Below are 14,801 nucleotides of genomic sequence, written 5' to 3' on the forward strand. Positions count from 1 at the left end.
ACTGAAGGACTGCCACATCATGTACGACCGCAAAAATCTCACCGCACAAACCGATCCTGAAGTATGGGCCGCCATTCAGGCTGAGCACCAGCGCCAGGAAGATCACATCGAGCTGATCGCCAGCGAAAACTACGCGTCCCCCGCCGTGCTGGAAGCCGCTGGCACGCAATTGACTAATAAATACGCAGAGGGCTACCCAGGCCGGCGCTACTACGGCGGCTGCGAGCACGTTGACGTCGTGGAACAATTGGCGATCGACCGCGTGAAGCAGCTCTTTGGCGCCGATGCCGCCAACGTGCAGCCACATTGCGGCGCTTCAGCCAACGAAGCCGTGTTTCTCGCTTTCCTGAAGCCCGGCGACACCATCATGGGCATGAGCCTGGCAGAAGGCGGCCATTTGACACACGGCATGCCACTCAATATGAGCGGCAAGTGGTTCAACGTCGTCAGCTACGGCCTGAACGCGCAAGAAGCCATCGACTACGACGCGATGGAAAAAAAGGCGCATGAGCACAGGCCCAAACTGATCGTGGCAGGTGCCAGCGCCTACTCCTTAGCTATCGATTTCGAACGCTTCGCCAAAGTGGCCAAGGATGTGGGCGCCATCTTCATGGTGGACATGGCTCATTACGCGGGCCTGATCGCCGGCGGCCAGTACCCCAATCCGGTGCCGCATGCCGATATCGTGACCAGCACCACGCACAAGAGCTTGCGCGGGCCTCGTTCGGGCTTCATCCTGATGAAGGCTCAGCACGAAAAAGCAATCAACAGCGCGGTATTCCCTGGCCTGCAGGGCGGCCCGCTGATGCACATCATTGCAGCCAAAGCGATCGCTTTTAAAGAAGCGCTGGCACCTGAGTTCAAGCAGTACGCCCTTCAGGTTCGCAAAAATGCACAGGTCGTCGCCGAAACGCTGACCCAGCGCGGCTTGCGCATCGTGAGCGGCGGAACCGAAAGCCACGTGATGTTGGTCGATCTGCGCCCCAAAGGCATTACCGGCAAAGAAGCCGAAGCCGTTCTTGGCGCGGCGCACATGACGATCAACAAAAACGCCATCCCCAACGACCCTGAAAAGCCAATGGTGACCAGCGGCGTGCGCGTGGGTACGCCCGCCATGACCACACGTGGCTTCAAAGAGGAAGAAGCTCGCGCCACGGCGAATCTGGTGGCCGACGTTCTGGACAATCCGCGTGACGAAGCCAACCTGACCGCCGTGCGCGCCAAGGTGGCTGAACTGACACGTCGCTTCCCGGTGTACCGCGGCTAACCGGCAGCTTCCCCGCTGCTTGGCATTGATGACCAATGAGCGCTACCATGGCCTATCCGTCGTTTTCCATCGGCGGTGACGCCGGTAGCGCCGGTCATTACTGATCAAACAGATGAAGTGCCCTTTTTGTGCCCACAACGAGACGCAAGTGGCGGACACGCGCGTCTCTGACGATGGTGACTTCATCCGCCGGCGCCGCCAATGCGCGCACTGCGCCAAACGTTTCACCACTTACGAGCGGCCTGACGTCAGCTTCCCGAGCATCGTCAAGAAAGACGGCCGGCGCGTACCCTATGCCCGCGCAAAACTACAAGCTTCGCTTGACCTCGCGCTGCGCAAACGCCCGGTCAGTACGGAACAGCAAGATAGCGCGATTGAGCGCATAGAGGAAAAGCTCTTGTCCGCCGCAGCGCGCGAGTTGCCCTCCTCTCGCATTGGCGAGCTAGTGATGCGGGAGTTGAAGAAGCTGGACAAAGTCGCTTACGTACGCTTTGCAAGTGTGTACCGGAGCTTCGAGGATATTGACGAGTTTCGAGCTCTCGTGGATGAGGTGCGCTGAAAGCGCTATCTCGACCCTATCCGCTGTTCCTGCAGTCTCCCCAATGGCTCGAAACCCCATATCGGTCAAAACAGAATCTCTTCCAAACCAGCAGATGGACCCATGCGGTTGCAAAACTGAGTCTTGAGGGTATCGACGTTTTCCTCGGCTCCTGAGGTTATGAAGCGGACTCCACTTGAGGACAGGCACGGAAGGCGGGTAATTCTTCGGCTGCGGCGGTGAATTGGGCAATTGCAGGGTGAGCCGACGCTAATACACGCCCAGGCAGCACCAGTTGAGTGAAACTCCAAGCCACAGCCGTGGCAATCTGGCCGTGCGTCACTTGGTGAGATTCGATTCCCTCTGAACTAGCCAAAACCTCTGCCTCCAGAGCTGCATACGCCGCATCCAACTGGCGGCCCACACGATCCAGCCACGGCTGGTGCTGTTTTTCGGAGGGCCGCAATTGGCGCTCATAGACCATTTGCACGGCCTTTTCACACGCGGCAAGAGCCAGCCCGATACGCCGCAGGTCGCGCAGCCGCTCTCGCGAGTCGACTGGCTCGAGCCGATGTCCAGAGAGTGACTCGGCCCACTGCACGATCAGTGTTGAATCCATCAGCACCGTGCCATCATCGGTTACCAGCGTAGGCGCTTTCACGACTGGGTTGATTTGGCTGAATTGCTCGAAGGTGCTGAAAACAGAGAGCGGTCGGTGCTCAAACGGCAATTTCAGCAAATGCAGAGAGATGGCCACGCGGCGAACGTAGGGTGAGTCGAGCATACCGATGAGTTGCATTGAAGTTTTCCAATAGAGTGGGCAGGAGTGGTCTCCTGGCTTGTACGATAGGCGGCGAAGCTTGGTTAGGACAGGGCAAGACATCGGAAACATGCCTTGCATACCGATAAATCATCGGCCTCCTTTGACAGCAGCACACCAATTGCCTTTTGAATCCATGCAACTCGACAAGAAAGACTGGCTGATTGTTCAGGCGCTGCAACTAGATGCGCGGCAGAGTATGGCCGCACTGGGAAAGCTCATTGGCCTGTCACAGCCGGCGATGAGCGAACGCGTGCGAAAACTGGAAGAAGCGGGCGTGATCGCAGGTTACAGCGCACGCGTGAACCTGAGCAAGATCGGCGTGAGCCTGAACGCCATCATCCGCATCGAAACCGATCACAAAGGTATAGCGCCCTATTTGAAGTTGTTCGAAACCATGCCCGAAGTGCTGGAGGTCGATCGCGTGACGGGGCAAGACTGCTTTGTAGTGCGCTGCGCCATTGCAGAACCTGCCGACTTGGAGCGCGTAGTGGACGCCTTGGCCGTATACGGCTCGGTGACGACCTCGTTGGTATTGTCCAGTCCGATTCGCAAGCACAACACCATTCAGGCCCTGCGCAAGCCCGTGCGCTGAATCTAAACATCAGTGGCCTGGCACCTATGCCGACTTCCAGGACAGTCTCAGAGAGCGCCGACGCGTCTCAAAGCCCCATCACCAATCCCGTTTGAAATAAAGATATACGGAAATAGTCCTTTTTACGCGTCTCGCTAAATCCTATTCTCATTGAACGCCCTTTCAGCTTCAATGTTTCAGGAGTAGCCCGCGTGAGCACAGTAAATTTCAAGAACGAAGGCGCTTCAGGCGATCTCGATCTGTTTTTGGTCGATGAGCAATGGCTCTCAAGCCACTTGTCCGACCCCGGCGTGGTGCTGATCGACACGCGGTCCGCAAACGACTACTGGCAAGGCCATCTTCCTGGTGCGCGCCACCTGGACACCAGCCTGTTCTCCCACTATGACACCTCCCCCGCTGGGCTGACGTCTCTGGTCTCCCAGTATGAATGGATCTTCTCTTTACTGGGCGTCTCGCGGGACCAACGCGTCGTGTTCTACGAGAACCGCTCCGATTCGCGCGCGGCGCGTGGAGCCTGGCTGCTGGAGTATCTTGGACATGAAGCGGTCTCCATATTAGACGGCGGTTTGTCAGCCTTGCGCCAAACAGCGCTCACAACCGAAGCTCCCGCCTATGCACCATTCCGCTTCAAGGCGACGCCGGTGGCACAAGCGGTAATTGGTCACGCTGAAATCCTGACCCGCCGCGATGATTCCAAGCTGCAAATTCTCGACACCCGCCGTGCCACGGAATACTTCGGTGAGGAAATTCGTGCGAACCGGGCAGGCGCCATACCCGGCGCGTCACACCTCGACTATGTAGACAACATCGATGTGTCTGGTCGCTTCAAACCGGCCTCCGATCTGCGAGCGGCTTTCTCAAGTCTGGGCCTGCAACCAGAGCGTGAAGTCGCGGTTTACTGCGGAGGCGGCGTGCGCGCGGCGCACACGTATTTCGCGCTGAAGATTGCGGGCTACCCTACACCGCGCAACTACACCGGTTCCTGGGGCGAGTGGGGAAACCGTGAGGACCTCCCGGTGGAACGACCTGTTCGCAACCAAGCGCCCACGGCGTCTTCCGCGCAAGCAGTGGCGGCCAAGGCATGAGCACCGCGCCAACTTTCATCTTCCGAGCGAAGCCACTGGACCCTCTACCTGAGCAAGGACAGCCAAACCCATCAACTCCTGCCCCCGCTGCGGCGCCTCCATCCGTGAAATCCAAGGCGAGCCAGGAGAACCGACGCGTCATCATTGCCCGTATCATTTTCGCAGTGGTGTTCGTGCTTTTGTGGGAAGCTGCGGCACGCTGGTTCATGGATCCATTCTGGATCGGTCAGCCCAGCAAAGTAGCTCAACGGCTGTGGGGCCTGATCGTTTCCAACGATCTTCTCTGGCATATGACACCCACGGTCACCCAGGCAGCCGCCGGGCTTGTGCTCAGCTTGGTGGTGGGCGTTCCCGTGGGCTTGCTGTTTGCCTACAGCAAGTTCGTTGAGCGCGTGCTGGAGCCTTTTTTCCTGGGTCTCTACAGCATTCCGCGTATCGCGCTCGCACCGCTCTTCATCCTGTGGTTCGGCATAGGCCCGATGTCGAAGATTGTCATGGCATTCTCGCTCGTGGTGTTCGTGGTCATCCTCAACACCTACGAAGGCATGCGCGGTGTAGATAAAGACCTCGTCGACATGCTCAAGGCCATGCGTGCCTCACGTGCCTACATCTTTCGCAAGGTCACGCTGCCATCCATCGTGCCGTGGATTTTTGCTTCTATCCGCGTAGGCGTGGGTCTGGCATTGATTGGCTCGGTAGTGGGAGAACTGCTGGGCTCCAACCGAGGGCTGGGTTGGTATGTGGAGCATGCCGCTGGGCGAATAGACGTCATTGGCGTCTTCACCGGATTGGTCATCTTGATGGTGGTCGGCATTGTGTTGAACGAGCTGGTCAAGCTGGCTGAAGTCCGCCTGATACGCAACCGCTACTGATTCCTTTGGATTTGACGCCATGAACGCCATTGTTTCCGACCCCGAACTTTTGCGGCAAGCCGCCGCGAACTCCCTCGCACCTGCGGTGGAGATCAAGAACGTCGCCATGGATTACGGCGGCACAGTGCTGGCCCTCACGGACGTCAGCCTCAGCTTGAAGGAAGGTGAATTCCTGTCCATCGTTGGGCCCAGCGGATGCGGCAAGTCCACTTTGTTGAAGCTAATCTCTGGACTCGCCGAACCTGCCGCTGGCGAGGTTCTAGTGCGTGGCCAGCCCGTCAGGGGGACACCGCCAGGTATCGGCTTCATGTTTCAGCGCGACGTGCTGCTGCCATGGGCCACCGTGCGCGAGAACATCGCTGTCGGACTGGAATGCGCTGGTTACCCGGCCAAGGACCGGGAGCAGCGCATCGACGAACTGCTGGCCCTCATTGGCCTGGAACAATTTGGCGCTTACTATCCACGCGCCCTATCGGGAGGCATGCGCCAGCGCGTAGCTTTGTGCCGCCTCCTGGCGTACTCACCAGACATCTACCTGATGGATGAACCCTTTGGCGCATTGGACGCGCAGACGAAGCTTCTCATGGGGCAGGAACTGCTGAGCCTTTGGAGCCGCTTCCGCAAGGGCATCATCTTTGTGACGCACGACATCGAAGAGGCAGTCGGCATGTCTGACCGAGTAGTGGTCATGACCGGGCGCCCCGGCCGCATCAAATCTGAATACAAAATCGACCTGCCGCGCCCACGTGATTCACGCAACGTGCGCAAGCTGCCTGCGTTCCATCAGTATGTCGATGCTATCTGGAACGACATCATGACCGAAACCGTGCGAGCCAGCTAAGCCGCTGTCGTACCTGGAGCGCAGACCCCGATCAGGGGAACCAGCGCGACCAGTTGGCGACCAGGACACTGAACCAAAATTAGCGCGAGCGCTGAACCATACGCGCGATGCGCCACCGAACGCGGGCTATGAAGTTGGCCCTCTTCTCGATGCGTTCCCGTTGATGTGCAGCGGGTAGTAGGCCGCTTTCAGGCACACAACTTCATCAGATCAGCCCAGGCCATTGAGCGCGCACCCAGCTGGCTCAAACAAGCTTATCTTCAATCGCCTGAGACAGCGAGCACGACTTTTCGGTGCGGGCGACCTGGTCGGACGCCGGGCGCCACCCAGTTCCAGATCGGTTCACAGAAGTCTCTTCAAGCGCGGCAGTGCCGAGCATGAGTTCGGCATGACGACCCATCCACCAACGCAAAAAAATGCCAAGCTTGCGCTTGGCATTTCCGGAGCAAACGGACTGCCCCGATCAACGTCCCAAGAGCTTGTCCGTCAAGTCCACATCGGCCTGTTTGATAGGCTTGAGATCAGGCTCCACCGAACGCAAGATGTCGATCATTTTCAAGAACCCGGGCGAAGATATCTTGCCATCGGTCGACAAAATCTTCGGCGCCACCGTGGCGAAGCGCTTCACAAACTCATCACTGCGCTCAGGAAAAAGTTTCTTCACCCCGCGCTGCGTCACCGCTGGGTCTGTCTGAATCAACTGCTCTGCCTTGTAGATCGCGCGTGCGACGCCTTTGGCAACCTCGGGGTTCTTATCAATCCAGTCCTTTTTGCCAACGACCGCCTGGCCAGAATGCGGGATGGTGCGCCAGTCATACAGGATTCGATACTTGCCTGGGGATTCCAGCTCATCATTGATGAAGTCAGGCGTGGTTGACATGAGCGCGTCGACCTGCCCCGAATCCAAGCCCGCCCGGCCCGCTGTGGCACCGCCCGTACCGAGGATGGTGAAGTCCTTGTCTGGATCAAGGCCCAACTCTTTAATGGACCATCGCAGTACGTTGTCGGAATAACTGCCTGGTGCTGAGACCACAATTTTCTTGCCCTTTAGATCCCGGAGACTCTTGTACTCCTTGTTTGCTGGAATCACCAGGATGTGCGTAATGAAACGGTCGATACCTATCAGGTAGCGCGCTTCCACGCCTCTATTGTTCAAGCGAAGCACGTGGTCAGTGGCGAAGGCCGCGAGATCGATCGAGCCACCCACCAACGCCTGCACTGCAACGCCACCCCCGCGAAACGAGATCGGGTCTATCTCGATCTTCTCTGCTTTGAACAAACCCTCATTCACCGCCACCCAAATGGGAAGCTGTGACTCATTGGTCCCGATCAAGCCGAACTTGATCTTGGTCTGTGCAAACGAGGTCGTGGCGGCCACAACCAACCCAAGTATGAGCGCCATACGAGAAACAGCTTTTGCTGTGCGCGCCCAAAGCCCAACAGCGGAAAACTTGCTGTGTGTCATCAAAACTCCATCGTGAAATAAAGAGAGAACGACAAAGAATAGAGGCGACGTCTCCCTCCCCAAAGCACGGATTTCATCTATTCATAAACGAACTGCGTCCTTCGCAAATACGTCAATGAGACCAAAAATGAATCTGTTTTCGCAGTGCTCAGGCACTAGCCGATTTCGCTCTCTTCCAACTATCTGTTCCGGAGCTCACCGTGTCCGTTGCTGAAGCCGAACTTCTAGAAAGCCCTCCCGCGTTAAGCGATTCCGCGTTGGGCTTCACAATCACACCTTGGCAGCCCGCTGTGGGGTCTGTCGTCAAAGGATTGCGCTACAGCGGCGGCAAGCTACCGGAGGCCTCTCGAGCCGCTTTGAAACAAGCGCTGCTCACGCATGGGCTGCTTTCGTTCGAACCAGGCACGGTAACCGGGCAGAACTTTACGGAGTTTCTGGAGGCCTTTGGAGAGGTCGTACTCTATAGCGGCCCACAAACTCCCGCAGTGTCCGCAGAGACCCAAGCCAACATCGTCGACTCCACCGATAAAAGAGTGGCTCGAAACTACATCTGGCATATAGACCAGGCTTTCCGGCCCAACCCGCCCAACTACACCGCGCTGTTTGGCAAGGCCGTTCCGGAGTTCGGTGGTGACACGCTTTTCAGCAACGCGGTCCTCGCCTACGAACGGCTAGACCCCTTGTTTGCAGCGTACCTGGAAACACTGACAGCAGCGCACTACTGGGATGCCACCGGACACATGTCCGACCGTTTTCTGGACAAGCAAGAGTACGCCCGCCAGCGCGCTCTGAACGCACCTATCGAAACATCGATCGTGCGTGTGCATCCCGAAACCGGCCAGAAGCAGCTCTTCGTCAACGAGTCCTACACCACCTACATCAAAGGCGTCAGCCGCACGGTAAGCCAGAGCCTGCTCACGATCTTGTTCGAAGCGATCAAGTCACCCGAGGTTCAAGGACGATTCAGTTGGACGCCCGGCACCCTGGTGCTCTGGGACAACCGTACCGTACAGCACCGCGGTATTGGCGATTTCGCCAAACAAGCTCGCGTGTTCTACCGCGCCTGCGTCAACTGACGCCTGCGTCGCCATAGGAGCCAGACCAGATGCTTACCCACGAAGACAATGAAAAGCTATGCCGGGTAGGGCCCAACACGCCCATGGGCAAGACACTGCGCCGCTACTGGCACCCAGTTGCGCGATCAGCCCGCTTGGAGCGAGATGGAGCGCCATTGCGCATACGCCTGCTTGGACAGAATTTTGTCGTCTTCCGCGCCACCGATGGGCGCGTGGGCTTCTTCGATGAGGCTTGCCCACACAGATGCGCCTCGCTGGCGTTGGCACGCAACGAAGGCAACGGCCTGCGTTGCCTCTACCATGGGTGGAAGTTTGATGTCAGCGGCAAGACGGTAGATGTTCCCACAGAGCAACCCGAACGCCGAGAAGCCTTCGCAAAGAAGGTGCCACTCAAGCACTACACCGTGCGTGAAGCGGGGGGGATCGTGTGGGTGCACATCGACAAAGAGAATGCAGCACCGCCCTTCCCGGCGTTCGAGTTCGTCAACCTGGAAGATGACCAGATCGACGTGCGCCTGGGCATCATCAAAAGCAACTGGCTGCAACTGCTTGAATCGGTACTCGACTCAGCACACCTAAGTTTTCTCCATAGCGGAGTGCTGTTCAGCCGGCCCGTGAGCGAAACTCCCATGTCTGAAGGCATGCGAGCCAACTTCACCGCGACCACTTCCGTCTCTTCACCCACATTCGAAATTCTCGAAAAGCCCTACGGTTTTCGCGAAGGTGCCATCCGTGATTTTGGAGATGGCCGCCGCTTCGCCAAGATTCGCGAGTTCGTGGCACCCTATTGCTCGTTTCTTCCTGGCTTCCCAGGCAAGCCCACTCGGCGCAAGCTGGTTATGTCTGTTCCCATAGACGATGAGACCTGCACGCAGTGGGTGCTCAATTACCGAACAGACGCTGCATTCGAGCCTGGTGAGATAGAAGACTTCTGGCGCCATGCCAACCCTGACCCCGACAATTTCCTCAACCCCACCAGCGGCCCAGACGATATGTGGGGGCAAGATCGCGTGGCCATGAAGGCAGGTCACTTCAGCGGGTTTCCAGATCGCCACTTCTTCGAAGAAGACATGATCGTTCAGGAGTCCATGGGGGCTATTGTCGACCGCACACGTGAATACCTGAGCCAGAGCGACAAGACCATCATCCACGTCAGGCGACAGCTACTGAGGGCAGCAGATGCGGTTCAACGTGGTGAGGCCCCATGGGGTTTGCAGGACGCGGCGAACATCGACTATGCCCGCATCCGGTCTTGCGCTTTGTTTTTAGAACCTGGTCAGGACTGGACCAAGGTGAATGCCTTCTTGCTCGCTGCTGAGCCTGACTCGCCCACAGACTCAGACCCAGACGCAAAACCTGCCGTTGAAGAAGCCATGACGAACTGATCCACTCCAAAGCACGAAGGACACCCACCAAATGACATTGAAAATCGAAACCGAACAAGGCAGCTTTAGCGGCTACCTCGCGTTGCCCGAAGGCCACGCCAAAGGCCTGATCGTGGTCACGCAGGAAATCTACGGCGTGAACAAGGAAGTGCGCCGTGTGGCAGATTGGCTTGCGAAGGCAGGCTACGCCGCCGTAGCCCCAGACCTGCTCTGGCGTGTTTCGCCCAACCTGGACTTTGAGTACGCAGACCGCGACAACGCTCGCAAAGCCATCGGCCAATTGCAGTCCGAGTTGATCGGCTCAGATATCGCTCAAACAGCCAACTCCCTGCGCGCCCACATTCCTCAAGGCGACAGCTTGCCACTGGCCATCGTCGCGCTGGGCTGGGGTGGGTTGTATGCGTACCAGGCGGCCAACCAAGCGAAGGCTTCCGCCATCGTCTCCTACTACCCAGGCAACCTCCCTAGCGGAATAGACACGGCAAGCACTGTCGGCATACCGCAGCAAATCCACCTCGCCTACCATGACGATCGCACCAAACCAGAGTTCCGCCGTGCGCTACGCGAAGCTCTGGCAGGCCTCGACAACGCAGAGGTCATCGTGTACCCAGATGCGGATCACGGATTTGCGAACCGCGATCGAAGTGAATTCCACACCGAATCGGCCGAGCTGGCAGATGCCCGCACTTTGGAATTCCTGAACCGCAGCCTGAAGCATTCGCTTGCTTGACATCAGATTCACGAACTGACGCTCACGCCCTTTCGCAAGTGGTCAATCAACGAAGCCTTGTTTAAACTCAGAATACGCCAGCGATTGGCGCATTGAGGAGGTTTTATGAAAGCCTTTGCAGACCCTGACGTTGAAGCTCGTTTTAACGCCTATCCACCGCATGTGCGCCAGAAAATGCGGTCTCTTCGAAACCTGATTTTCAAAGTGGCGGCAGCGACGGATGGCGTTGGCGAAATCCAGGAAACCCTCAAATGGGGGGAGCCTGCTTATGTGACGGCTGCAACCAGGAGTGGCAGCACCATCCGCATGGATTGGAAGAACAAGCAACCTGAACAATTTGCGCTCTACTTCAATTGCAATACAAACCTCGTTGACACATTTCGCACTCTGTTTCCCGACGATTTCAAGTTTGAAGGTAACCGGGCGTTGGTGTTCAACATCTCCGACAATTTGCCCACGGATGAGTTGGCATTTTGTATTGGTGCATCTCTTACCTATCACGCACAAAAGAGGTTGAGGAAGCAAAAGGTGAGCTCAAAAACTCCCGACTGAGACGCGGCTTCTCCGCTTGCGCAACACCTGTCACAAGCCCGGGAATCATGGTCAGCACGCTGAGCGCAAGTTCCGCAGGAAAATCAGCGCTCAGTATCTTTCAACACTTTAGCTTTCGCTGGCGCTGACGCTCCTTCAAAAGCTGCTGTTGCACCTGCTGAAGTTCAACCCCTTTCGCAGTCTTCTCCTGCTTTTCAAGGCCTTCAATGCGGGGATCTCTCACGTAGCATTCCGCCATTTCCTCAGGAGTGAGATGGTTGCGGGCGCGTCTGCGCCATGTCGCGCGTTCTTCCGGGGTCTGCCGCAGGAGCGGTCGCTCGACAGCAGCCATGTCTTTATTGAGCTCTTCCCTGCGAACCTCCTGGCTCTTCTGGCTCTTCCCGGAAAGCTTGTCCAACCCCCGAGTAGGTGTCACATCCACACGTTTGGCGCCCAAACAAGGTTCGTCCGAATAACTCGCCTTTCCGTTTACTTCGCATCGGTACACCTGCGCCGTTCCTGTATTGGCGAATAACGCCATCAACGTTGCGCCGGATATCCAGGCTCTTGCGTTCATCCACTCCTCCGTTTTCATCCTCACCTCAATAGTACGTTGACTACTTTAAATTTTTTTTTAATTTTGGCTTACCCGCGGATGCTCACAAACAGATAATTCAGCCCCACAGCTTATCGTTCGATTTCACGGGGAGCCACCATCAAATTGATCTGCCCAAAAAGTACCCAACTCAGTCTAGTAAATCGAGACACTGAAGGTCCTCCACTGCGTGCTGGATGCGCGTAAGCTGCGGCCACCACACGAAAGCCGACATGTTCCGTGCAAATCGCGCAATCGGCGTTCGCATGTGCAGTAGCACCGCGAGCCTGTAGTCGTTCTGAAGCGCCTCCCGCGAATAAGCAGTCACACCGGCATCGATGAGCGCTGCGTGATAGCGTTCCAGTAACGGAATCTCGAACCGTTGGCGTACATCGCGATCCCATTGCGTGGCCATCATGTAGGCTAGGTCCCAAACGCCCACGCCCAAATGCCAGCCATCCCAATCGATGAGTTTCGGCGAATGCGCTATGCCGTTCCGAGGCAACATCCAGTTCCAGACGTGCGCATCGCCATGAATGAGGGTCCTTCCCTGCATACGGTCGGCTCGTTCAATGAGTACTGGAAATCCACGCAGGAAACGTGCATACGCGTCTCGATCGCGGTCGTCCAACGCATCTCCGGCCTGAGCGAACAAGCAATGACATGCTTCTTCGAGCCAATCTGAAGAACGAAGCCGGTCCCACAACGTGGGACCCACGTCGTGCCAATCATTTCTATTCCAACCAGCAGCGTGGAACTTCGCCAAGGCTTCCACGATGCTCGCGTTCCGCGAAAACGTAGGCGGTAGCGGCTCATCACTGGGGCGCTCATGGGTGCTTGAGAGGTCTTCCATCAGGAGCCAGGTTCGCCCCGTGGTCTCGTCGACTCCACCAGCGTAAAACTCAGGAATCACATTGCAATTCAGGTGACTTGCGATGCTCTCGTAAAAAGGCAACTCGGGCTGTCCAAACCCGGCATGCGAGATCTTCATCACAGCACGGGTGGGCGCACCGATCGGCTCGCTCCATATCAACGTGACTCCGACCAAGTCGGATAGATAACCCGATGCATCGATGTCCTCGGGCCTCGCCGATAGCAGCAGCGCCCCGTCCAGTTTCATTTGCCGTGAAATCTGCGCGCCTAAATGCGTCGGCGCGAGCAACCGCTCCAAAATCAAACTATCCAACGTGGCTCCTCAGATAGCGCGAACGCCTGCTTGATGTCTGAATTCTGACTCATCTCCGTCTGACCCGCGTTGGCCGGTACCCCACTGCTCGGAGATACAACTCAGGGAACCTGCAGATACCTCATTTGAACTGCGGCAAACGGGCGCCCTGCGCACACGCTTCCATCAGTTTGGCAAGCCGTCCGTCTCGGGTATCGTCCCTCTTCGCAGTAGTGACCCAGTGCAATACGCGCATGCGATACCCAGCCGGCGTGGTTTCGAAGAAGGTCCATCCCGCTTGGTTGCGCCGAAACGCCGCCAGCTCCCCTGGGCGCAGTTCCGCAATCGATTCCTGTTCGTGGGAATAGACGGCAGACTTCGCCGCTGTTCGCCTTGCATACGCAGCAGCCCCTGCGGCTGTGATCCGACCTTCGGCTTCAAGCCGAGCCATCTTGGCCATGTTCACAGCGCTCCAGATGGAGCCTGGTTTGCGGGGTGTAAAACGGATAGAGTAGCTCAGATCATCAATACGCCTTCGGACACCGTCTATCCAACCGAAACAAAGCGCCTCGTCGACGGACTCCGACCAAGTCATGCAGGGTGTATTAGTCGCGACCTTGTGAAAACCCACGGTCAGCTCCAGCGCAGTAGCTCTGTTCGCGGTTAGCCATGAGCGAAAGTCCAGTGGAGTATGAAAGAAAATTGGATTTTTCATGCTCTTGAGGTTATCCGACTGTCGGTTCGCCTTCACATCAAAGTCGAACTGATGCACTTCTCAATCTGCGGTCACGCACAGCTTGGCGAGCTCAGCCATCACACTGCCCATAAAGCTTTGAGCTGTGATTGACTTCGGCTTCCCATTGGGAAACAGCACCGCGAAATCATTGAAAAAACCGGGAGAAAATTCCCTGATCACAACACCTTCCTTAGATGCAGTCTGAGCCGTTACTGCATCAACAATGCTGTAGCCATATCCACCAGCCACAAATGCGCACATCGAGGTGAACAGCGGTGTTTCCACCTTCAAATTCAGATGACATCCACGCTCTGAGAATATTTTCCGCAAACTCTCGGTACGGAGATGTTCCCGCGGTGCCATGACCGCTGGAAGGCCATTGAGATCTTCAGGCTGAATGACGGATTTTCCGGCAAGTGGGCTGTCGCCAGGAAGGATGCAAACGCAAGGCATGCGCATTCGGCGGGCGTCCATCCATTCTGTGTCGAAATCGCCTTCAGCGAATCCAATATCAAACTGTTGCGTGGCGATCAGCCTGACAACAGTGGGTGAGCTGCGCGCTTGAAGCACGACATTCACGTCTTCATGCCGCGCCAAGAATGCCGATGCAACACGCGGAAGAAAATTGAGCGCCAACATCGGCATGGCCGCTATCCGGAGTGTTCCGGCATTGGCGTTGCGAATGTCTTCCGCGAGGCGTTCAACCCCATTCAAACCATCCAGGGCGTTGGCCACTGATGCATGGAGGTAGCGCGCTTCATCGGTCGGGTGGAGGCGGTTTTTCTCTCTGGAGAAAAGCGGGAAACCCAATTGTTCTTCCAGCTGAGCTACAAGATCGCTAATAGCCGGTTGTGAAATCTTCAATTTTCCAGCCGCTGCGGTCACAGTACCTGTAAGCATCACCGCATGAAAAGCTTCGAGCTGTCTTAACTTAATCATCCAACTCTCACTTTCTGAGATTTCCTGTGAACAGCACACATCGCTCACACAGAGCGTTCCTGTAAACCATATCTTGTACTTATGAGGTCAAAGAAAAATAGGATTGGATGAGGTGCCGTGATCTCGATAGCATCGGCGTCAAATGATTCAAGCGTAACGCA

General features: G+C 56.8%; 16 protein-coding genes. 10 read left to right on the forward strand and 6 right to left on the reverse strand.

Translation table 11 applies throughout. From position 1 onward, the window contains the following. Positions 1-19 precede the first annotated feature (19 nt). Both glyA and nrdR read left to right on the forward strand, forming a co-directional pair. Positions 20-1,267, forward strand: coding sequence for a serine hydroxymethyltransferase (gene glyA / locus G518_RS0111345; RefSeq protein WP_028602650.1), 1,248 nt, complete (start codon positions 20-22; stop codon positions 1,265-1,267). A 112-nt stretch (positions 1,268-1,379) separates the two neighbouring features. Further along, a complete protein-coding gene (nrdR, locus tag G518_RS0111350) occupies positions 1,380-1,826 on the forward strand; it encodes a transcriptional regulator NrdR (protein ID WP_028602651.1) in 447 nt (148 codons plus the stop codon). Positions 1,827-1,983: 157 nt separating this feature from the next. Here nrdR and G518_RS0111355 read toward each other — a convergent pair whose 3' ends face one another. Further along, positions 1,984-2,604, reverse strand: a complete 621-nt coding sequence (locus G518_RS0111355; protein WP_028602652.1) for a glutathione S-transferase — start codon at positions 2,602-2,604, stop codon at positions 1,984-1,986. 157 nt (positions 2,605-2,761) lie between these two features. Between G518_RS0111355 and G518_RS0111360 the strand changes: the two genes are divergently transcribed. The 4 genes from G518_RS0111360 to G518_RS0111375 all read left to right on the forward strand — a co-directional run bounded on the left by G518_RS0111360 (position 2,762) and on the right by G518_RS0111375 (position 6,018). Beyond that, positions 2,762-3,220 (forward strand): Lrp/AsnC family transcriptional regulator, encoded by a 459-nt coding sequence (locus tag G518_RS0111360; RefSeq protein ID WP_028602653.1) that lies wholly within the window; start codon positions 2,762-2,764, stop codon positions 3,218-3,220. Positions 3,221-3,411: 191 nt separating this feature from the next. Beyond that, positions 3,412-4,305 carry a sulfurtransferase gene (locus tag G518_RS0111365; RefSeq protein ID WP_028602654.1) on the forward strand — a complete coding sequence of 298 codons (894 nt, stop codon included), beginning with the start codon at positions 3,412-3,414 and terminating at the stop codon, positions 4,303-4,305. Positions 4,306-4,409: 104 nt separating this feature from the next. After that, a complete protein-coding gene (locus G518_RS34750; protein WP_211231705.1) occupies positions 4,410-5,177 on the forward strand; it encodes an ABC transporter permease in 768 nt (255 codons plus the stop codon). Between the two features lie 19 nt (positions 5,178-5,196). Beyond that, positions 5,197-6,018 carry an ABC transporter ATP-binding protein gene (locus G518_RS0111375; protein ID WP_084651703.1) on the forward strand — a complete coding sequence of 274 codons (822 nt, stop codon included), beginning with the start codon at positions 5,197-5,199 and terminating at the stop codon, positions 6,016-6,018. A 463-nt stretch (positions 6,019-6,481) separates the two neighbouring features. Here G518_RS0111375 and G518_RS0111380 read toward each other — a convergent pair whose 3' ends face one another. Beyond that, the gene (locus G518_RS0111380) at positions 6,482-7,483 is read right to left on the reverse strand and encodes an ABC transporter substrate-binding protein (protein ID WP_028602656.1); all 1,002 of its coding nucleotides are present in this window, start codon (positions 7,481-7,483) and stop codon (positions 6,482-6,484) included. Between the two features lie 200 nt (positions 7,484-7,683). Between G518_RS0111380 and G518_RS0111385 the strand changes: the two genes are divergently transcribed. The 4 genes from G518_RS0111385 (at position 7,684) to G518_RS0111400 (ending at position 11,226) form a co-directional block, all read left to right on the forward strand. Further along, positions 7,684-8,559 (forward strand): TauD/TfdA dioxygenase family protein, encoded by an 876-nt coding sequence (locus G518_RS0111385; RefSeq protein ID WP_051236445.1) that lies wholly within the window; start codon positions 7,684-7,686, stop codon positions 8,557-8,559. Positions 8,560-8,588: 29 nt separating this feature from the next. Continuing rightward, positions 8,589-9,944 carry a Rieske 2Fe-2S domain-containing protein gene (locus G518_RS34755; RefSeq protein ID WP_084651705.1) on the forward strand — a complete coding sequence of 452 codons (1,356 nt, stop codon included), beginning with the start codon at positions 8,589-8,591 and terminating at the stop codon, positions 9,942-9,944. Between the two features lie 31 nt (positions 9,945-9,975). After that, positions 9,976-10,674, forward strand: a complete 699-nt coding sequence (locus G518_RS0111395) for a dienelactone hydrolase family protein (RefSeq protein WP_028602658.1) — start codon at positions 9,976-9,978, stop codon at positions 10,672-10,674. A 105-nt stretch (positions 10,675-10,779) separates the two neighbouring features. Then, entirely contained in the window at positions 10,780-11,226 is a 447-nt protein-coding gene (locus G518_RS0111400) for a DUF1801 domain-containing protein (RefSeq protein ID WP_028602659.1), read from the forward strand. 100 nt (positions 11,227-11,326) lie between these two features. Here the strand turns inward: G518_RS0111400 and G518_RS40635 are convergent, their stop codons facing one another. From G518_RS40635 to G518_RS0111420, 4 genes are all read right to left on the reverse strand, one after another. Further along, positions 11,327-11,800, reverse strand: coding sequence for a DUF4124 domain-containing protein (locus G518_RS40635; RefSeq protein ID WP_051236448.1), 474 nt, complete (start codon positions 11,798-11,800; stop codon positions 11,327-11,329). A gap of 151 nt (positions 11,801-11,951) precedes the next feature. Continuing rightward, complete coding sequence (locus tag G518_RS0111410; protein WP_028602660.1) at positions 11,952-12,986, reverse strand: phosphotransferase family protein; 1,035 nt, start codon at positions 12,984-12,986, stop codon at positions 11,952-11,954. A gap of 121 nt (positions 12,987-13,107) precedes the next feature. Next, the gene (locus tag G518_RS0111415) at positions 13,108-13,680 is read right to left on the reverse strand and encodes a YdeI/OmpD-associated family protein (RefSeq protein ID WP_028602661.1); all 573 of its coding nucleotides are present in this window, start codon (positions 13,678-13,680) and stop codon (positions 13,108-13,110) included. Positions 13,681-13,740: 60 nt separating this feature from the next. After that, positions 13,741-14,688 (reverse strand): LysR substrate-binding domain-containing protein, encoded by a 948-nt coding sequence (locus G518_RS0111420; RefSeq protein WP_156909340.1) that lies wholly within the window; start codon positions 14,686-14,688, stop codon positions 13,741-13,743. Positions 14,689-14,801 lie beyond the last annotated feature (113 nt).

The sequence above is a fragment of the Ottowia thiooxydans DSM 14619 genome (assembly GCF_000422885.1).
GTDB lineage: Bacteria > Pseudomonadota > Gammaproteobacteria > Burkholderiales > Burkholderiaceae_C > Ottowia > Ottowia thiooxydans.